The organism is Vibrio plantisponsor (assembly GCF_013041605.1).
GTDB lineage: Bacteria > Pseudomonadota > Gammaproteobacteria > Enterobacterales > Vibrionaceae > Vibrio > Vibrio plantisponsor.
On the sequence record NZ_JABEQC010000003.1, the window covers coordinates 277,781 to 297,976 of the forward strand.

General features: G+C 43.3%; 17 protein-coding genes. 6 read left to right on the forward strand and 11 right to left on the reverse strand.

Annotated features, from left to right (window positions below; genetic code table 11):
• The first annotated feature begins 47 nt into the window (after positions 1–47).
• Positions 48–587: a GNAT family N-acetyltransferase gene (locus HKI82_RS06690; protein ID WP_171137552.1), complete on the forward strand. Its 540-nt coding sequence runs from the start codon at positions 48–50 to the stop codon at positions 585–587.
• A 105-nt stretch (positions 588–692) separates the two neighbouring features.
• Here HKI82_RS06690 and HKI82_RS06695 read toward each other — a convergent pair whose 3' ends face one another.
• From HKI82_RS06695 to hinT, 7 genes are all read right to left on the reverse strand, one after another.
• Positions 693–1,982 (reverse strand): NAD(P)/FAD-dependent oxidoreductase, encoded by a 1,290-nt coding sequence (locus HKI82_RS06695; protein WP_102940666.1) that lies wholly within the window; start codon positions 1,980–1,982, stop codon positions 693–695.
• 341 nt (positions 1,983–2,323) lie between these two features.
• Entirely contained in the window at positions 2,324–2,863 is a 540-nt protein-coding gene (gene ycfP, locus HKI82_RS06700) for an alpha/beta hydrolase YcfP (protein ID WP_102940667.1), read from the reverse strand.
• 100 nt (positions 2,864–2,963) lie between these two features.
• Entirely contained in the window at positions 2,964–3,818 is an 855-nt protein-coding gene (locus HKI82_RS06705; protein ID WP_171137553.1) for a phosphotransferase, read from the reverse strand.
• A 35-nt stretch (positions 3,819–3,853) separates the two neighbouring features.
• Positions 3,854–4,444 (reverse strand): penicillin-binding protein activator LpoB, encoded by a 591-nt coding sequence (lpoB, locus tag HKI82_RS06710; RefSeq protein ID WP_102962697.1) that lies wholly within the window; start codon positions 4,442–4,444, stop codon positions 3,854–3,856.
• A gap of 20 nt (positions 4,445–4,464) precedes the next feature.
• Positions 4,465–4,854, reverse strand: coding sequence for a YcfL family putative periplasmic lipoprotein (locus tag HKI82_RS06715; RefSeq protein WP_171137554.1), 390 nt, complete (start codon positions 4,852–4,854; stop codon positions 4,465–4,467).
• A complete protein-coding gene (locus tag HKI82_RS06720; RefSeq protein ID WP_171137555.1) occupies positions 4,854–6,302 on the reverse strand; it encodes a COG3014 family protein in 1,449 nt (482 codons plus the stop codon). Before HKI82_RS06720 ends, HKI82_RS06715 begins: the two co-directional genes overlap by 1 nt.
• Before the next feature lie 9 nt (positions 6,303–6,311).
• Positions 6,312–6,662 (reverse strand): purine nucleoside phosphoramidase, encoded by a 351-nt coding sequence (gene hinT, locus HKI82_RS06725; protein WP_042486751.1) that lies wholly within the window; start codon positions 6,660–6,662, stop codon positions 6,312–6,314.
• A gap of 265 nt (positions 6,663–6,927) precedes the next feature.
• On the opposite strand from hinT, the gene HKI82_RS06730 reads away from it, so the two are divergent.
• Positions 6,928–8,919 (forward strand): methyl-accepting chemotaxis protein, encoded by a 1,992-nt coding sequence (locus HKI82_RS06730; RefSeq protein ID WP_102940672.1) that lies wholly within the window; start codon positions 6,928–6,930, stop codon positions 8,917–8,919.
• Between the two features lie 177 nt (positions 8,920–9,096).
• Positions 9,097–10,257, forward strand: a complete 1,161-nt coding sequence (locus HKI82_RS06735) for a DUF1887 family protein (RefSeq protein WP_102940673.1) — start codon at positions 9,097–9,099, stop codon at positions 10,255–10,257.
• 44 nt (positions 10,258–10,301) lie between these two features.
• On the opposite strand, the gene fadR is transcribed toward HKI82_RS06735, so the two are convergent.
• Positions 10,302–11,141 (reverse strand): fatty acid metabolism transcriptional regulator FadR, encoded by an 840-nt coding sequence (gene fadR / locus HKI82_RS06740; protein ID WP_102940674.1) that lies wholly within the window; start codon positions 11,139–11,141, stop codon positions 10,302–10,304.
• A 642-nt stretch (positions 11,142–11,783) separates the two neighbouring features.
• Between fadR and nhaB the strand changes: the two genes are divergently transcribed.
• The gene (gene nhaB, locus HKI82_RS06745; protein ID WP_102940675.1) at positions 11,784–13,376 is read left to right on the forward strand and encodes a Na(+)/H(+) antiporter NhaB; all 1,593 of its coding nucleotides are present in this window, start codon (positions 11,784–11,786) and stop codon (positions 13,374–13,376) included.
• An 84-nt stretch (positions 13,377–13,460) separates the two neighbouring features.
• A complete protein-coding gene (gene dsbB, locus HKI82_RS06750; protein WP_102940676.1) occupies positions 13,461–13,994 on the forward strand; it encodes a disulfide bond formation protein DsbB in 534 nt (177 codons plus the stop codon).
• A 70-nt stretch (positions 13,995–14,064) separates the two neighbouring features.
• Here dsbB and HKI82_RS06755 read toward each other — a convergent pair whose 3' ends face one another.
• Both HKI82_RS06755 and lrp read right to left on the reverse strand, forming a co-directional pair.
• Positions 14,065–16,968 carry a DNA translocase FtsK gene (locus HKI82_RS06755; RefSeq protein WP_171137556.1) on the reverse strand — a complete coding sequence of 968 codons (2,904 nt, stop codon included), beginning with the start codon at positions 16,966–16,968 and terminating at the stop codon, positions 14,065–14,067.
• Between the two features lie 188 nt (positions 16,969–17,156).
• Positions 17,157–17,651 carry a leucine-responsive transcriptional regulator Lrp gene (gene lrp / locus HKI82_RS06760; protein WP_004726475.1) on the reverse strand — a complete coding sequence of 165 codons (495 nt, stop codon included), beginning with the start codon at positions 17,649–17,651 and terminating at the stop codon, positions 17,157–17,159.
• Between the two features lie 156 nt (positions 17,652–17,807).
• Between lrp and ald the strand changes: the two genes are divergently transcribed.
• Positions 17,808–18,932 carry an alanine dehydrogenase gene (gene ald / locus HKI82_RS06765; RefSeq protein ID WP_171137557.1) on the forward strand — a complete coding sequence of 375 codons (1,125 nt, stop codon included), beginning with the start codon at positions 17,808–17,810 and terminating at the stop codon, positions 18,930–18,932.
• A 43-nt stretch (positions 18,933–18,975) separates the two neighbouring features.
• Here ald and HKI82_RS06770 read toward each other — a convergent pair whose 3' ends face one another.
• Positions 18,976–20,178, reverse strand: coding sequence for a methyltransferase (locus tag HKI82_RS06770; protein ID WP_171137558.1), 1,203 nt, complete (start codon positions 20,176–20,178; stop codon positions 18,976–18,978).
• Positions 20,179–20,196 lie beyond the last annotated feature (18 nt).

A 20,196-nucleotide genomic window follows, 5' to 3' on the forward strand; every position in this document is an offset into this window, starting at 1 on the left:
GCGCTTTTTTGTATTCATAAAACCAAAGCAACAATTGAGATTACACCATGCTGCCAGACTTTCAGATTGTGACTCAGCGACTCCAGCTAAGGTTGCTTAAGTTAGAGGAAGCCGAAGCCTTATCCGGCTGCATTCGTCACTCCCCTTCTCTTCATCAGTGGGTTGACTGGTGTCACGATCAATTTTCCGCGAAAGATGCCGAACAGTTCATCTTGGCGAACCGTTTAAATTGGGTTAAGGCTGATGCTTACGGCTTTGGTGTGTTTGACAAACAGACGCAGACATTAGTCGGAATGGTCGCGATCAACGAATTCTATCGCGTATTTAATATGGCGAGTTTAGGTTATTGGATCGCCGATAATCATCAGCACAAAGGTTATGGAAAAGAAGCCGTCGATGCATTAATTGAATTCTGTTTTAGCCAGCTAAAACTCACCAGAATAGAGATTGTGTGTGACCCTGAAAACTTACCGAGCCAAAAGCTGGCATTGGCGTGTGGCGCATTGAAAGAGCATATTGCCCGCAATCGATTCATGTTTAATGACCAGCCCAAAGACGGGATTGTGTTCTCTTTAATTCCTGACTGAATACTGGTTAAGCAAACGGACAAAACCGATAGAACCAATAATCAAAATGACAGATATAAAAAATCCCACTAGATAGTGGGATTTTTAAATTGGAATCAAAGTCGATTAGTGCAGTTTTAAGTTAGGACGCAATACTCGGTTAATGCGGCCCACTAACATCATCAAACCGGTTTTGAAAATGCCGTGTAGCGCCATCTGATGCATACGGTACAGCGAAATGTACACAACGCGTGCGATACGACCTTCAACCATCATAGAGCCTTTGGTTAAGTTGCCCATTAAGCTACCCACGGTAGAAAAACGGCTTAGCGAAACTAAAGAACCGTGGTCTTTGTACACATAAGGTTTTAGCTCACGACCATTAATCATTGCCACAATGTTCTTAAACGCTTGTGAAGCCATTTGGTGAGCGGCTTGAGCACGAGGTGGTACAAATGAACCGTCAGCCTGTGTGCATTGTGCAAGGTCACCAATAGCGAAGATATTGTCGTCACGAGTGGTTTGCAGCGTGTTTTTCACCACTAGCTGGTTAATACGGTTAGTCTCAAGGCCAGCGATATCTTTCATGAAATCTGGCGCTTTAATACCCGCGGCCCAAACCATGATTTGCGCAGTAATTTTTTCGCCATCTTTGGTAGTTAAACCGTCTTTTTCTGCCTGCGTAACCATCGTCGCGGTGCGTACGTTAACACCAAGCTTAGTCAGCTCACTGTGCGCCGCAGACGAGATACGAGGAGGCAAAGCAGGAAGAATACGCTCACCCGCTTCAATCAGGTTTACATTCAGTTTGCTTGAGTCGAGATCGCCGAATCCGTAAGTACGAAGTTCTTTCACCGCATTGTGCAGTTCTGCTGACAGCTCAACGCCAGTCGCACCTGCGCCAACAATCGCGATATCTACCGTACCGTGACCATTTTTCGCATGCAGCTTCAAGAACTCGTTGTTCATTTCAGTACGGAAACGATGAGCTTGTTCTGGGCTATCAAGGAAAATACAGTTCTCACGAACACCAGGGGTATTGAAATCGTTTGAGGTTGAACCGATCGCCATGACCAGAATGTCATACGACAGTTCACGTTTTGGCATCAACAGTTCACCATTATCGTCACATAATTCGCTTAGTACGATTTTCTTACTATCACGATCAATGGATTCAAGACTTCCTAGCTGGAAATCAAAGCTGTGGTTCTTTGCGTGCGCACGGTAACTCAGTGCATCAACACCTTCATCCAGTGAGCCTGTAGCAACTTCATGTAATAGCGGCTTCCACAGGTGACTGGATTTTCTGTCTACCAGAGTGATATCAGCTCGGTTTTTACGGCCCAAGGTACGTCCAAGCTTAGTTGCAAGCTCAAGACCACCAGCGCCTCCACCAACTACAATAATGCGTGTCACAACAACATTCCTCAAAAATAATGAAAAATCAAAGTTCAGCATGAAAAATTCACACTGAAGAAATTCTTAAGTTCGTACTAAGCTCAACGATTTGAGGCTAATTATTAATGTTAAGTGTTTGGGACAGAAATGGATTTCAATCTAAATTCTAGGCAAGTTTTATCTCTTGCTCTTTATCGTTTTTTTGATATACATCAAATTTATTTCGAGGCTCACATTATATAGCGCTAAATCCTTCACGCAACCTTATATTCACTCAAAATGTAGGGAAATAAACCGTATGTTACATAATAAAAAACGGCCCACTGTACGGCCGTTATTCATATTCAGAACCAATCAAATCAAGCCATCTTGAAGGCTTTTATCGCTTGAAGATGTTGAGAAATTTTCTTGAACTTATGCGACTGGGTTTCATCCCATATGATGTCGTAATAATCTTCTAATGCTTTCGCCGTAAGTTGATTATCTAGCATCTCATCGTTACGTGACAGTATCACCAAGCAGCGACCTTTGTTCTTCACGCGATACTGTTCAACACATTTGGTCGCGATGTCCTCATACTCTTCAGGACGGTCAATTTTGCCAGTCATGTTGGTTTCTGGGTTGAGATTCGGGTTAAAAATCACCTGTTTGATACCGCACAAAAAGCCGATACGTTCAGACCAATATCCCCCTAACCCCACGCCACAAATGATTGGGTTTGGATCATTAGAATGCTCAATCACTTTATGGACTTCTTTCAGTAAGTGCTGCATATCATGTTTAGGGTGTCGCGTGCTGTAGCTGATAAAACGAACATCGTCGTCAATGAATTGCAGTTGCAGAACTTTTTCGTGGTTCCCTGGACTGGTTGAGTCGAAACCGTGCAAATAAATAATCATAATACTCCCCCGCTCCTTGAGGTTTTAATCTACCACGAACGATAAGGTTTTAAAGTAAATCGTACGAAAACAAATGAGACATAAACAACAAACAGTGATCCTAACTGCAAAATGTTTCTTTTATTTGAAGCGCCTGATGGTAATAGTGCTCATCTCCCCAAAGCTGGAAAGCAAGCAAATACCAGAGCATTGCCATCATGGCTGTTCTCGGTAGCCATGCTTTTGCCCCTTCAATCCAAATATCGATATCTTCTATTTCTCTCAGCTGACAGTAGCGAGCAATGGCTTCCACAGGGTTCTCGCCAGCGACATCAATACTCAAAGCAAGGTCGAGTCTTGGATCAGCAATAGCAGCGTATTCCCAGTCGATAACCTTTAGTCCATGCTCGGTTTTCACCATGTTATATCCGGCCAAATCAAAATGGCACAACGAATAGCCGACATTGGGCAAGCTTGGTGGGTTTCGCCAGTCTCGATAAAGCTTTTCAAATTCAGGAGTTTTTAAGCTCTCTTTAATTTGAAACCAATAATGGTCAACTCGAGCTAAAAATGAGAAAGGTACAACCGGAATTTTGGTCGTATCAATAGAGTGGATTCTTGATTGTATTTTGAGTAACGAGTCGAAATTCACCCCGTTGTGCAGTGATTCCCCTTCCACCCATTCAACTAACAACCCTTGATCACTAATGAATATTGGCGCTGGGCCAATATGTGTCGATTCTATCGCCTTAAGAATCTGGTATTCCTGAAAACGAGAAATAGAAAAGGCTTTGGTGATAGGAGTATTAGGCCGCCAGACGTAGGCTTTACCTTTCTGACAAACCACTTTCCAACAGCGATTGGTTAATCCACCCGTTAGGGTTTGTGCGTATTCAGGCGGAAAAGAAAAAAAGTGAGCAACAGACTGCAACGTGGGGTCTAACTGACACGCTTCATGCCAAGACATTCTAGCCATTGCTCACCTCATTCAATTTTCCACACTAGATGGGATTAAAGACCAAGTAAACTTTTAGACTCTTGCTTACGGATTTCCGTTTCATCAGCCCATTCAATCAGGCCAGTTTGCAGATCCATTAAGCGCATTGTCATCTTGTAGTAAACATCTTTATCGCTTCCCGCATTCTTCACAATGCTGGATAGATTTCCATACAGCATGTACTGAGCACCGACCATTTTACCGAACTGAATCGCAGTGCTTTGGTTTACTAGTTCATCGTTATTCTGGAAGTTAAGCTGTTCGCGAACGGACTCTACACGGTCCATATCAACAAACCGGAACTTACCTGAATTCAGCATTTTGGTGCTGATGGTATCAGTGATCGATTCAGTATCAATATGCTCACTGGTTTTATTCTTGATGCGTTCGACAAAAACGATTGGACGAGAGTCACGAGTAATCGCAGCCACAGAGCCGGACATCATCATGCTATCTACCATCTCACCAGCAATCTTTTGCAGATCCGTTGAACCAAAATCAACGTTAACCGTTTCTACGGCTTGCGCATCACCGTAACTGACTTTGTTTGAACATCCACCAAGAATCACAGCTAATCCAAGCAACGCAATAACACTCTTTTTCATTTGGCTTCCTCTAAAATTGCCTAGTCGTCAGATTCACGGATCTGAACACGAAATTGTTTTCCATTTGGATTTACCGACACTTCTGAGATAGAGATACTTTCCATGCCGCGAACGATCGCTTGCTTCCAAGGCGCAAGACGAGTATTCACTTCCAAACCGTTATCGTCATACCAGTAGAATCGGTACTGAATATGCTGGTCGCCTTTGTAGTTACTGACTAAACGAACCACGCCTCGCGCGTGTCCATCAACTTCTATCGTTGATATATCATCAATAACAAGTCGATTACCTAGTACGTTGTCAGCAAACAATACTCTTTGCGATTCACCTTCAACACTTAATCCTGCTGTGTTTTTACTACAGCCCACTATCGCCAACGTCGACAGTAAAGCTACAAGCCATTTTTTCATCACAATTTCCCTAGTTGCTTGTGCCACATAGTTGCGTTCGACCCTTGTTGAGACACCCAAACAAGAGTGGTTCCTTGGTCAGGAACATTGAAGCTGTATGACTTACCAGCCGCATTCAAGGTCTGTTCACCTGATGACACGACTTCAGTGATACCGTGAACCGTCGCTGGTAACGTAATCCAACTGCGTGTATCTGGTTGTTCTGTCAATGTGTTCCACACATTCAACACTAAGTTACCGACATCATTACCGTTGGTGGTTTCTTTACGCAACTGTTCTTTTGCCACCACCCGTAAAGCTTGGCGAATAACGATTGCCGGCATCTTTTCAGACAAATTCCGCTGTGCCATTAAATCTACGTTAGTTAATGCAGAAGAGGCTAACTCTTTACCATTCAACTGCATATGAAATTTCTGCTGCACTACGCTGTTGTTATAGTACGGTAAAGCTAAAGAATACAGCGCACTATTACCTCTGCTGTCATAAAGAGGTAAAGATAATCGCCAGCTTTCCATCGCCTTTACAACACCTTGTTCATCTAAAATAATAACTCGCCCTTGGCCTTCTTGCAGAGTTTGTGCCGAACCGTACTGTTTTTCCAATAAAGTTAAGTCTTCTTTCATACCAAGACGTTTCGCGACGCGTAAAGTTCCGTCGATGACGGCTTTATTTTCAGGGGCAACCGCTAATGCTCGTCTGAAATCGACATAAGCACTGTTAAGATCGTTTGAAGCTTCGTAAAGGAGTGCAGAAAGATAGAGTAGATAACCATTTTGCACAGCCTGCAATGTTTTGCCTGCATCAGGATATCGAGAAAGAACACTGCCCAAATTGGCACTGACGCCGTTTTCACGCAGCTCACTTTGAGCACGTTCAAGTTCAGCTTCACGATTCGCGCGAGCCTGTTCCTGAACCTGATTCGCTCGGCGCATTTCGACTAAGGCACCATCGAGATCATTGGCTTTCACGTAGTTCAGGCCAAGGTAGAGATGCAGGAAACCTAACTCATAATCCGCAGGCTGATAATCATTTAAGTTGTCGTTGACCGCGAGCGAACCTACGCTGGTCGCAGTGCCTGAAACTGAAATGATCGCCTTGCTCTGCTGCTGTTTTATCGCTTGATCTGAAAGCTCTAGTGTCGCTTTACTTTCGGCATACTGCTGATTCAAAAAATAAACGCGGCCTTTTTCCAGATTGTCCAGAATATCGCCCGCAACATAATCTTCAAATAAATCAGTAGCTTCAGAGTATTGCCCCTGCTTGACCGTCTGATATAGGTCTTGGTTCTGGGCGCTGTAATGACTGAACAGGTTACCTGCCGTCATATTGGCACACGCACTTAACAGCAAACAGGCTATGGGAACCGTAATGTGTCGCTTTTTGGCCTTCACCACACACTCCGCAAAATTGGGATGGAAACAATAATGCCCCGTTGGTGAACAGGGCATTATTCATATTTAACTCATCAATAGTGGACCTAGAGGGCGACCACCGACAAGATGCATGTGGATATGGTAAACTTCTTGGCCGCCGTGTGAGTTGCAGTTGACTAGTAGACGATAGCCGTCTTCTGCAATTCCCTCTTCTTTCGCCAATTTCTTAGCCACAGTAAACATACGACCCAATGCAAGCTCGTCACTCTCTTCCACATCATTCACGGTAGGAATTAACTTATTAGGAATGATTAAAATGTGGCTTGGAGCGCGAGGATTGATATCTCGAAATGCAGTAACTAAATCATCCTGATAGAGGATATCTGCTGAGATCTCTTTGCGAATAATTTTACTGAAAATGGTTTCCTCAGCCATAAAGTGCTCCGTAATAGGCATTTTGTGTAAGTCATTTTGCATTTGAGTATGCGTCAAGGTGCTACAAACCTCAATACAAAACATTATCCAGTTAACAGAATTCAATTTTCACGCCAGCTAAATTACAATTTTGTAACTTTCCTCTAAAAATCGACTATTAATCACTCATAGAATAGCGATTGCTTGTCTAGTCGTTGAGCCATTTGCCATAGAGCAATTTTTAATATTTTTTATTTTTGAGAATGTATTTATTGGGGGTAGAAGTATGCAAGGTTCCGTAATAAGACGGATGTATGCTGGTTTTGCATTAATTATCGTCATGTTCGCTGTAACAGTTGCCATCATGATGAGCGGTATGAATCAAATTCATTCTAATTTTGAAAGTGTATCGAAAACAGCTCTGCCGCTTGTTTCTTTATCCAATCAAACTAGCGTTCAGTTATTGTCTGCTGACAAATCATTTAAAGACTTTCTGACCACTCAGAATCTTGATCGAATGGACGAAATTCGCAGTTCTTTTGTTGCCGCTAAAGGCAAGTTCAGCGAGACGTTGAATCAATTGCAGAACGCAAGTTCTTCTCACCCTGACCTGATTGAGCGTGTTGATGCTCTAAAACAGTTAGAAGACCGTTATTTCACCGAAGCTGATAAAGCGATGAATAATTATCAGGCGATGTTTGATGCGCAGGCTAAGGTACAAAAATCGACTCGTGAATTCCAACGCTTGCAGGCAGAACTTAGCTCAGGCATGAAAGAAGCGGTTGATGGCGAAAACAATATTTCTGTCAAAGTAATGGCAAAAAGTTACTTCATTAAACTACGCGATGCAGAAGTGATTACTTCAGATGCACTGGCTAGTAGTGATGTTGCTTTTGTTGAAAAAGCGGTAGCACTGAACAAAAAAGCGGTGACTCATCTTAACTACGCATATCGTGGTCTGGTGACTCAACTTCCAGCTCTAAAAAGTGCTTTTGAAAAGAAAGTCGAACAGTTTACTCAAGACATCGGCCAAAAAGGCGGCGTACTTGACCAACACAATGAATATCTAAAAGCGCGTGCAGCCCTCTATGAAAACATTGGTAACCTTGCGGCAGAAATTGATAACGCAATGACCATTTTGGATTCATTTAACGAAACGGCAACCAACGACCTAAACAGCTCATTGGTTGAAGCTGGTGATGTGTATCAACAAGGTATCTACAAAGCGATTGGTATTGGTATTGCCGTACTTGTTGTCGCTATCGCTATCGGTTACCACTTGGCTCAAAGCGTTCGTGAACCTCTAAAACTTATTCTCACCACATTGGAAAGCTTAACTGATGGCGACATGACTCAGCGTATTGATATTCGTTACAACAACGAATTCAGCCGTGTGAGTGGTCATATCAACACCCTAGCCGATAGCCTGCATGACATTCTGAAAAAGCTCAACCAAGCTTCAGACGCCTTAACGTCGACGGCCAACAATAACCAAGCAACCTCTCAAGGCGCACAATCTCAGCTAAACAGTCAACGTGAACAAACCGCTAGCGTTGCTACTGCAATGACGGAGATGGCACATTCAGTAGGAGAAGTGGCAAGCAGCGCTCAAAGCTCGCTGCAAATGGTTCAACAAGTTGAAACGGCTTCTGAGTCTGGCCGCGTGATCATGAGCCAAAACATTTCAACTATTAACCAACTTGAAACTCGTTTGAATGAGTCAGTGGAAGCGACTAACGATCTACGTCGAATGAGCAGCCAGATTGGCAGCATACTGGATGTAATTCGCAACATAGCAGAACAAACCAACCTACTTGCACTAAATGCTGCAATTGAAGCTGCGCGTGCGGGTGAACAAGGCCGCGGCTTTGCGGTGGTTGCTGACGAGGTACGTGTTCTGGCACAACGTACAACTGAATCGACTGCTGAAATCGAGAATATGATCAGTAACCTTCAATCGAGCTCTACTTCTGCAAGTAAAGTGATTGAAAGCTGTATGAAAGATATGGAGCAATCGGTTGAGCAAGCGTCAAATGCCAATAGTGCAATGGAAGAAATACAAGCACTCATCATCGAAATCAGCCAGATGAGTACGCATATTTCTCAAGCGGCTGCTGAGCAAAACGAAACAACTGCAAGTATTGCTCGCAGTATCGAGGACATCAATCTTATCTCAGATGAGAGCTACCGAGCGATGGCCGAAATTGCCGATAACAGTACCAACTTGACGCAACTTGCGTCACAACAAAGTGCATTGGTACACAGATTTAAACTGTGATTTAACTGTTCACTTTAAGTTCTAGATTGTAATCATTGAGTAAAAACTACCGTAAGGGTGACCTTTTCTATAAGGTCACCCTTGTTTTTTCAGCCTAGCACCGTTATATGATAGCTATGGCTTGCAGCAAACCTTTCAAACTTAACTCTTTTTGCAAGCCAAACATGAGGAAAAACTATGGCTGTTCATGTTGGCATTATTGACCAGGACCCCGTTCGTCTGGTCACTCCACTTTTAGATAACAGAACTGCAAGTCGTCATATTGTTTTTGTTGGGGATAGCTCTCAAGAAGCAATGTATCTTCGCTTAAACAAAGTACTAAGCCAGCGCGATATCACCTCTGAGTTTTTCGAAATTCCGGCAGGATCGAACGTTGCCGAGATAAAGAAAGCGATCAATGTTCTTGCTGATGACTTAAAACAACGCAATCTGCCTATCAAACTCAATGCAAGTTGCGGCCTAAGACACAGACTTCTATGTGTTTACGAAGTATTTCGTACCTACCACTGGCCTATTTTTGTTGTAGAACCTAACAGCGACTGTTTGTGCTGGCTCTATCCGGATGGTAATACAGATACTCAGGTGCAAGACCACATCACCATCTCTGATTACCTGACCATATTCGGTGCTCGTGGTGAATTCAGTGAACATAACATCCCACCTCAGCTGGATGAAAAGCTGTATAACTTGGGTGAACGTTGGGCAGGTAACGCTTTAGAACTTGGTCCTGGCTTAGCAACACTGAACTATCTAGCAACGACATGTCGCAAAGAGCAGCGATTAGATGTAGAGCTTTCTGAAAAGCAGCAAGGCTATCGTGAGTTGAACATGTTGCTGAACGACTTGGTTGAAACAGAGATCGCCACTTATGAAAATGGTGTACTTACGTTTGCAAACGAAGACGCTCGTCGATTTTCGAATGGCGAATGGTTAGAGACCCTTGTGCACAGCACAGTTAAGCAAATTCAAGATGACTTACCAACCATTCAAGACCGTTCTTTAAACGTTCAGGTTTACCGTCAGTTGGGCGAAAAAGAAGTGCGTAACGAACTGGACATCGCAACGGTGGTTAACAACAAGCTGTATATCATTGAGTGCAAAACCAAAGGTATGCGCGATGATGGCGATGACACCTTGTACAAACTCGAATCTCTAAGAGACTTACTTGGTGGTTTACAAGCAAGAGCGATGTTAGTGAGCTTCAGACCTCTGCGTCACAACGATATAACTCGAGCAGAAGATCTTGGACTCGCCTTAATCGGCCCTGACGAGTTGAAAGATCTCAAAACCCATCTTACTGCTTGGTTTAAACAAGCCGGTGGCCGAGAAAACATATAGAAATCTAACGATTAAAAAAGCCCGCTTTTCAGCGGGCTTCTCTATTAGGAATCGTCTTCAGTGAAGTTCGATGGCAATGTGTCTTTCATCTTGTTCCAGATCTGAGCACTATCAATCCCATAGTGACGAATCACACCCGGTAGCTGCTCTCGATCGCCAGAACGGCAAATCGTCAATAGTTCACGATAAAACACCAGAGAACGTTCGCGTGCTTCTGGGTTCGAGAAATAATAACTTCCCACACGGTCGTAAAGCTTTCTGACACCGTTAAAAATCAAACCGTAGATTTGGTTGCCAGAATGGAATGCTAAACGCTGAAACAACATATAGTCGTAATAGTTAAAAGTCTTAGCAATCAACACTGACTGACGCTTTTCTTCGTCTTTCTCACCGTCATCTTTAACATGCTGCTGTAACTTCTCTGCAAATGGCGAAGATGCCATAAATGCATCCCATGACTCTGCTGCCAGAAGCGATTCACACGACTCAATCACATTGGTAATTGTACGTTCTGAACTTTCTTTATTTACCTTAAATGCATAACGCATAAAGATAGGACTGATGTTGGTACGAGCCGCTAGTAGATCTTCAACAATGCTGGTTGCATTGTCTGCATCTAGCGTCATTAAGGTATCTAAAATATGTAAACCAGATGTTTCCATGAACTGATTCACTTTTGTTGGTTTACCATGCTGAATAGTCAGCCAACCATCACGCGCCAAACGCTGAAGAACTTCACGTAACGTTGTTCGAGTAACACCTATAAGTTCTGAGAGTTCACGTTCTGCAGGAAGAATGGAGCCAGGAGGGAAACGACCGTTCCAAATGCTTTCGATGATGTATTTTTCTGCGAAACCTGCTGGGCTTTTTGCCTTAATAACCATTAAGTACTTATCCAGTTTTCTATTTATTAGATTCAAATGTGACTCATCATACCACTAGTTATCACCAAGCGGAAACAAAGCAACCCTAAACTTGTCACAAAGCTAACGAATGAAAAAAGGATTTCGCTGGCGAATCAATCCATCACCTTATTTGAGCGCTTAAAATATGTTTCAAAATATTTCAAGCGGTAACTTTTAATACACAAAAACCACATAAAAAAAGAGAGTTTAATCACATTAACAATTGAACAAATAGCAAAATAAACTTACATAAATAGAGTGATTTACGTGAGCTTTGTAGTATTTACGCACATTTATTAATCCTATAGGCTTGAAAATAATTTTTTAATTAGCTTCAGGTTATAAATGAAGCCACAATATCACGCTAAAAAATAAATAATCCTAGCTTCAACACCTTCAAGCAGATTGTTGACTAAATAACTTATGCAGGTAGAGTTGCGGTCGAAGTCTAGAGTGCTTGTTTTGATCAGGGAGTGACTTGGCAAGGTTCTAAATAGGCGATTTTTCTTTATTGCCTCTCTAAGTCACTGTTGAAAGACTTTGATTCCAAACCTATTGAGGTTCAAATCAAAGCTGGCACATATCCTTGTTAATTTTTTTATAACAGTGAGAGTAATTACCATGCCGATGTCCCTTGGAAACGCTTTTATCAAGAATTTCCTAGGAAAAGCACCTGATTGGTACAAAGTTGCCATAATTGCCTTTCTTATTATTAATCCAATCGTTTTCTTTTTTATTAATCCGTTTATTGCCGGCTGGCTACTTGTCATTGAATTCATTTTCACTTTGGCAATGGCACTTAAATGCTACCCGCTGCAACCTGGCGGTTTATTGGCAATAGAAGCAATTGCGATTGGGATGACTAGCCCAGCCCAAGTAAAACATGAATTAGTCGCCAATATTGAAGTACTGCTTCTACTGGTATTTATGGTTGCAGGTATTTACTTCATGAAGAATCTGCTGCTATTCATATTCACAAAAATACTGCTTGGCATCCGTTCTAAAGTTGCCCTTTCCGTTGCGTTTTGTGTAACTGCGGCATTTTTGTCTGCTTTCTTGGATGCTCTGACGGTTATCGCCGTGATTATCAGTGTCGCTGTTGGTTTCTACTCCATTTACCATAAAGTGGCTTCTGGACAGTCGTTCAATTCATCACACGACCATACCCATGATGAACATATTTCTGAACTGACACGAGACGACTTAGAGAACTACCGTGGCTTTTTGCGTTCACTACTAATGCACGCAGGTGTAGGTACTGCTTTAGGTGGCGTAATGACCATGGTTGGCGAACCTCAAAACCTTATCATTGCTGATCAGGCTGGCTGGTTCTTTGGTGAATTCTTAATTCGCATGTCTCCTGTCACCGTACCAGTATTTTTCTGCGGTATTCTGACCTGTGTATTAGTTGAGAAATTTAAAGTGTTCGGCTACGGCAGCGATTTGCCCGCTAACGTTCGCCAAATCCTTATCGATTTCGACACAGAAGAGCGCAAGACACGTACCAATCAAGATGTTGCTAAACTTTGGGTACAAGGCGTTATCGCCGTTTGGTTGATTGTAGGCTTGGCTCTACACCTTGCAGCCGTAGGTCTTATTGGACTTTCTGTCATTATTCTTGCTACCGCATTTACTGGTGTTATTGAAGAACATTCGATGGGTAAAGCGTTTGAAGAAGCACTACCCTTCACTGCCCTGCTCGCTGTTTTCTTCTCGATTGTTGCAGTAATCATTGACCAACACCTGTTCAAACCGATCATCGATGCTGTACTTCACATCGAAGACAGCGGTACACAGTTAGCTCTGTTCTACGTAGCAAATGGTTTGCTATCCATGGTTTCTGACAATGTGTTTGTTGGTACTGTGTACATCAATGAAGTTAAAGAAGCCATGGTTCAGGGAATTATTACCCGTGATCAATTTGATTTGCTTGCTGTGGCTATCAACACTGGTACTAACTTGCCGTCAGTGGCTACACCAAACGGTCAGGCTGCATTTCTGTTCTTGCTGACTTCGGCACTGGCTCCGTTAATTCGTCTTTCTTACGGCAGAATGGTGGTTATGGCACTGCCATATACCTTAGTACTGACGTTGGTTGGCCTAGCTGGTATCATCTTCCTGACCGAACCAATGACGCATATGTTCTACGATCTAGGCTGGCTTTCTCATCATCCTGTGAATGCTGTTGGTAGCCTGGTTCCTGAAGGTCATTAAAATTTGTATTGAATAGGAAACTATTTCAAGATAAAAAGCTCTGATAACTCAGAGCTTTTTTTATTAAAACAGTAAGGATCAACTGTGAATTTCTTTTCTAAATTGCACACTTTTTCTAAAAGCCGAATCTCATGGATGTTGCTATTGGGATTCGTGTTGTTTTTTGAAGCGTGTGCGCTTTTCTTCCAACATGTGCTAGTACTAGCACCTTGCGTGATGTGTATTTATGAGCGCGTAGCGATGTTGGGAATCGGTGGTGCTGCAATTGTGGGATTAATTGCGCCTAAGAACCCACTATTTCGTTGGTTAGGATTTGCAGGTTGGGGTTACAGCGCCTACCAAGGTTTAATGCTATCTCTTCAGCACGTTCAATATCAGTTTCACCCGTCTCCATTTGCCACCTGCGATGTGTTCGTTCAATTCCCAAGTTGGGCACCACTAAACCAATGGTTCCCATGGATGTTCGAAGCGTATGGCGACTGTAGCAAAATCGTTTGGCAGTTCTTCGACTTATCAATGCCTCAATGGCTAGTCGTGATTTTTGCCGCTAACCTCTTTGTTCTTGCAGTTATCGTTGTTTCTCAGTTTTTTAAAGAGAAAAGACGATTCTTTAGCTGAAGAATCATAAACTGAAGTCACTAAAAAGGCGCCGATTGGCGCCTTTTTTATACTCGTAACTTGCTGATTGTTAATCTCTGATTGGTGCTGGAGAGAGAACCTCACGGTTACCATTATGACCCGGAGCACTTACGATACCCTGAGCTTCCAGCTGTTCAACAATACGCGCTGCTCGGTTATAACCAATTTTAAAGCGACGCTGAACGCCAGATACAGAACCTCGACGCGTTTCTACAACGTGTTCTACTACCTGATCAAACAGAGGGTCAACCTCCTCATCACTTTCCATTCTTTCACCTGGTAGCATCATCTCTGGGCTTTGATCGCCACTGATAATGTCACTGATGTAGTTTGGTTTACCGCGTGCTTTCCAGTTGTTCACCACAGCATGCACATCATCATCGGATGCGAATGCACCATGCACACGTATTGTATGGCTAGAGCCCGGTGGAAGATAAAGCATATCACCCATACCAAGTAACGATTCTGCACCACCTTGATCTAGGATGGTTCGAGAGTCAGTCTTGGTCGAAACTGTAAACGCCACACGAGTAGGAATGTTCGCTTTGATTAAGCCTGTAATAACATCAACAGAAGGACGCTGAGTCGCCAATATCAGGTGAATACCTGCTGCACGTGCTTTCTGAGCAAGACGAGCAATCAGCTCTTCAACTTTCTTACCCACCACCATCATCAAGTCAGCGAACTCATCCACCACAACAACAATATAAGGTAACTTCTCAAGCAGTGGCGCTTCCGCATCCATGCTGTCACCTTCTTTCCACAATGGATCGTGAATCGGGTGACCAGCTTCAGCGGCCATTTTCAGTTTGTCATTGAAACCTTTAATGTTTCGAACACCTAATACAGACATAAGCTTGTATCGACGTTCCATTTCGCCAACACACCAGCGCAAGGCGTTTGATGCGTCTTTCATGTCTGTCACAACTTCAGCCAGCAAGTGTGGGATACCTTCGTAAATTGAAAGCTCCAACATTTTCGGGTCAATCATGATGAAACGAACATCTTCCGGAGTCGATTTATACAACATACTCAGAATCATGACGTTCACGCCCACCGATTTACCTGAACCTGTTGTACCCGCAACAAGCACATGAGGCATTTTAGCAAGGTCAGCTACCACAGCTTCGCCTGCGATGTCCTGCCCAAGTACGATGGTGGTCGGAGATTTCGACTCTTTAAACTGAGGGCTGCTTATAACATCAGACAAATACACGGTTTGGCGGCTCATATTCGGCAGTTCTAGGCCGACATATGGTTTGCCCGGTATAACTTCAACCACACGCACTGCCATCGCAGACAGAGAGCGCGCTAAATCCATCGACAAGCTCGAAATTCGGCTAACCTTAACACCCGGAGCCAAATCTAGTTCAAAACGCGTGATAACTGGCCCAGGGAAGATATCGACCACTTCCGCTTGTATCTTATAGTCCGCTAATTTAGCTTCGACCAAGCGAGCGATCTCTTCCAAAGCTGCTCTATCAATGAAGTTTTCACGTTTCTCTGGATGATACAGCAGTTCCAGTGTCGGCATTGGCTCTGCAGGTTTTGGCAAATTCACGTCTTTTTGCATCAGGAATGGGTTTTGTTGCCCTGCCATATTTGCCTGAGCTTCTGACACTAAACTCTGGAAAGCCGTCAGATCTTTATCTTGTTCTGCCTCATCGCTGTCTGCCTCATCGCTGTCTTCATCTTCATAATCATAATCATCAATGTCATATTCAGACTGAGCAGACTGAGGTTGCCAGTCGTCCTCGTCATCATCATCGAGAACATCGAAATTAGAAATTGTAGGTTCTATGTGAGAGTCATCTTCTAACTCTACGTTGTTCACCACATTCTCTAGTTGGCGTGCATCTACTGGTGGTTCGTCAACAACATCAATCTGATCCATGAAACCATCGTGTGCTGGCTCGGCGCTGGAAGTCACGTCATCTTGAGCAAAGTCATCCGATTCACGGGCAACCATATCGAGTTCTTCGATTGTTGCTGAGAGCTGCTTGCTGCGAGGAGGAAGCTCCTCATCCTCGTCATAATCATAGTTAGGTGCTGGTGAAAGTGGCGCGGAAAACGATTCATCCGTTTCAACCTTCGCTTCAACTTTAGAGCTGATAACAGGCTCTTCTTTCGGCATATGGATATTGAAGCGACGCGCTGCTGGTTGAGGCTCGTTTTCTGTTTCCAGCGGAATAGCTGAAATGCTTTCAACAGAATCAAGTGTTTCGTCTGCTGACTCTAACGCTTTAGTTTGAATAGGATCTATGAGCGATGGCGGTGTTAGTTGTGGTTCAACGATCTCGTCTTTTTCACCACGCATGCGGTTTAGTACCCAATGAAGACCCGCGATACTAGAATCACCTAGTCTTTCCACGATACTTAGCCATGAAATGCCTGTTAATAGCGTAAAACCTGCCCCCCAAAAGAATAGTAGGGCCAACGTTGTGCCTAAAACGTTTAACGTAGGCAAAGCTAAGCTAGTAAGGACGTCACCGACAACGCCACCAGACGAAAAGTACCAGATGTCGTCAAAATTGATGTCTGCCAAGCCACAGCTGGTTAATAAAAGGACCACTAGCCCGAGTACGCGCGTTCCCCAAAGCATTAAATCAATGCTTTCATCTTCACGGCGTTTACGAAACACCACCCACGCACCAGCAGTTAAAATAATGGGTAAAGGATAAGCAAGTGAACCGAAGACAAAAAATAACGTGTCAGCGACCCAAGCGCCGACAATTCCGCCACCGTTTTGAATATCAGAACCCCATGCAGTTTGAGACCATGAGGGATCGGCAGGACTAAATGTGAACAGTGCTACTGCTAATAAAATAGAAGCCAGAACAGCCAGTATCAGCCCGCACTCTTTAAGTCTTTGAATACCATCCAAACGTCCAGAGTCAAACTCTTCACTCGTTTTGATTATTGTTTCGACTTTATTTTTGTTCTCTTTGAACATAAACCAACTTGAATATGATTATTATGGCCAACGTGAGTAACACTATACTCATATTGGATAGGTGAAAACAGTCCGAGCGGCAAAAGCCGCTCGGTTTGTTCGAAGATTTAACCATATCAAGGTCAAAAACCCAATTAACTAAAGTCAGAATGCGGAAAGAAATACCACTATTCTGAGCTTTAGCACGATTAACGAGTTTTGATAACTAACTGATTGGTTTGTTTAACTTCTTCCATTACTACGTAGGTACGAGTGTCGTTTACACCAGGTAAACGCAACAAGGTATCCCCCAGTAACTTACGGTAAGCACCCATGTCTGATACACGAGTTTTCAACAAATAGTCGAAATCACCTGAAACTAAATGACATTCTTGAATATCATCAAGTTTTTGTACGGCAGTATTAAACTGTTCAAACACATCTGGCGCACCACGGTTTAGTGTAATTTCTACAAAAACCAATAGTGATGCATCAAGATACTGAGGGTTTAATAACGCTGTATAGCCAGTAATGTATCCCTGACGTTCTAAGCGACGTACACGCTCCAAGCACGGCGTTGGAGATAGACCTACTCGCTTAGACAATTCAACGTTCGAAATACGACCGTCTTTCTGCAACTCATTCAAGATGTTGCGGTCGATACGATCAAGATCCTTGGACGGCCTTTTATAGTTGTCTGCCATTTTTATATTCCACCTTAATTACTTCCTTGCAAAAAATATACTACAACTTTTTAATATGCAGTTTCAAATCTTAAACAATAGCGCATATACTAGCAATAAACTCGCCATAAAACTCAAGACACAGTCAATACAACCAAGTAAGACTAAGGAGTCAGGATGATCATTGGTGTACCTAAAGAAATCAAAAACCACGAATACCGTGTTGGTATGATCCCATCAAGTGTGAGAGAGCTAGTCTCTCACGGCCACCAAGTATTGATAGAAACAAATGCCGGACATGGCATTGGTATTTCCGACAACGATTACATCGCGTCGGGCGCATCCATTCTTCCTACCGCTGCCGACATATTTGCGAAAGCAGAGATGATTGTAAAGGTTAAAGAACCTCAAGCTGTAGAACGAGCATTGCTCAAAGAAGGGCAAATATTATTTACTTATTTACACCTAGCTCCAGATTTTCCACAAACTGAAGAGCTAATCAAGAGCAAAGCTGTCTGTATAGCATATGAGACTGTAACAGATAATATGGGTCGCTTACCACTATTAGCACCAATGTCTGAGGTCGCAGGCAGAATGTCTATTCAAGCGGGTGCACAGGCTTTGGAAAAATCACGTGGTGGATGTGGTTTATTACTCAGTGGTGTACCGGGTGTTGCACCAGCGAAAGTCGTCATTTTAGGCGGTGGTGTAGTCGGTGCAAACGCTGCCAGAATGGCGGTTGGCTTAAGAGCTGACGTAACCATCATCGACAAAAATATCGATACATTACGCAAGCTTGATGAAGAATTTCAGGGCAGCGCGAAAGTCTTATTCTCAACCAAAGATACAGTAGAACAAAATGTTCTAAATGCTGACTTAGTGATAGGCGCAGTTTTAATTCCCGGCGCAGCAGCGCCAAAACTGGTGACTAAGCAGCACATTAGCCAGATGAAGGCGGGTTCAGCCATCGTCGATGTTGCCATTGACCAAGGTGGTTGCTTCGAAACGTCTCATGCCACTACGCACGCAGAACCAACATACATTATCGATGATGTGGTCCACTATTGCGTAGCAAACATGCCGGGAGCGGTCGCGAGAACCTCTACCTATGCACTCAATAATGCAACGCTACCTTATATCCTTAAACTCGCAAACAAAGGGTATCAAAGAGCACTACTTGAAGATTCTGGATTGCTCAATGGATTAAACGTTATCCACGGTAAAGTAACTTGTAAAGCAGTCGCCGATGCCTTCCAGCTTGACTACGTCGATCCTAGACAAGCAATAGAGATGTTCAATTAAATCCAACGAAAGGATGCCGAGTTTAGGCTCGGTGTCCTAGACACTATGAATTCTCATTTCTTACTGCATGAATAAGGATATTTCTCGGCGTGTCCTTTCTGTTGCAAAACTCGCTCAACTCGACGTGATAGCCTTTCTCTTGCAAAAACATCGCTTTATCTAAAACTAGCCAAATTTCCAATAAGCGGCGAAAACTTTGCTGAACTAAACTAAGCCGTTCCATTTGCCAAAAATACTGTGTTCCCACTTTTTCATAGTGCGCGAAATTCACTTTTGGAAGAAGGATGCCTTTTTGCTCGGCTGCCCATAAACAGAACGCTTCAAAGCCTTCACTCAACATGGACTTCTTGATGCTAGGCACGGGCATATATTCGCTAAACCCTAACTCTTCTCTCAGTAGAGCATTTAACCCCAGCCTGAAACTCATTTCTTGCTGCCTATGACGTTTAACCCGCTCTCCACCAGTTACGGTTTCCTGAAGTGGGATTCGCAGTTCCTGCTTGGTTAATCGGAGTTCGGAGTTTTGTCCCAAAGAAGATTGAGCTTGATAAGTATCATGGTGTGTTAAATGGTAACAGCATGGCGAAAAGCTAAGCGCTTTTGTCTTGGCAGCCGCTGCGTTATGCATCAATCGAACATGCAAATCGCCACAAGCATGCAGCGCAACCGCATGTTGATCAGAGTGAAAAACTTGCGCACTTTCGGATTCAAATGCGTCGCCTTGAACGAAAGTCATTGGCAAATCGAGATGTGCCGCTTCACTTTGTCCAGATTCACAAAGCGCTTGCTGATATTCAAAGCTCACAACGGGTTGCTTTGAGTTAAAAGCCAAAATTCGACCGAGATACCCCTTTCCAGAGCACCATTCTAACCATTCGTGACCATGATGTTGTTTCAGGACGCTTTGTCCTAGCGCTTTAATCTGAGAAAGCTTTCTGCCGGGAATTCCCGCTTCAAGAGCTAGGTTTCGTTCCAACAATGAATACTGAGTAGAGGGCAAACTGATCAGTTGAGGAATAAGACCGAGTTCAGGAATCAGGTGAGACAACTGATTAATCAACTCATCAGTGTCATTCTTCAATTGTTCGATCTCTTCAATGCTCAGATTCTCGAGCCATTGATGCAACCGAGGGTATTGCTGTTGCCACAAAGAAACACCGTCAAAGCATTGCAGAAATGCTTCAAAACGCCAAAGAGACTGGTGTGTGACTAAAAAAGTATCGATTGTTTGAAATTTGGACTGCATGACTCCCCCTAAACAGGC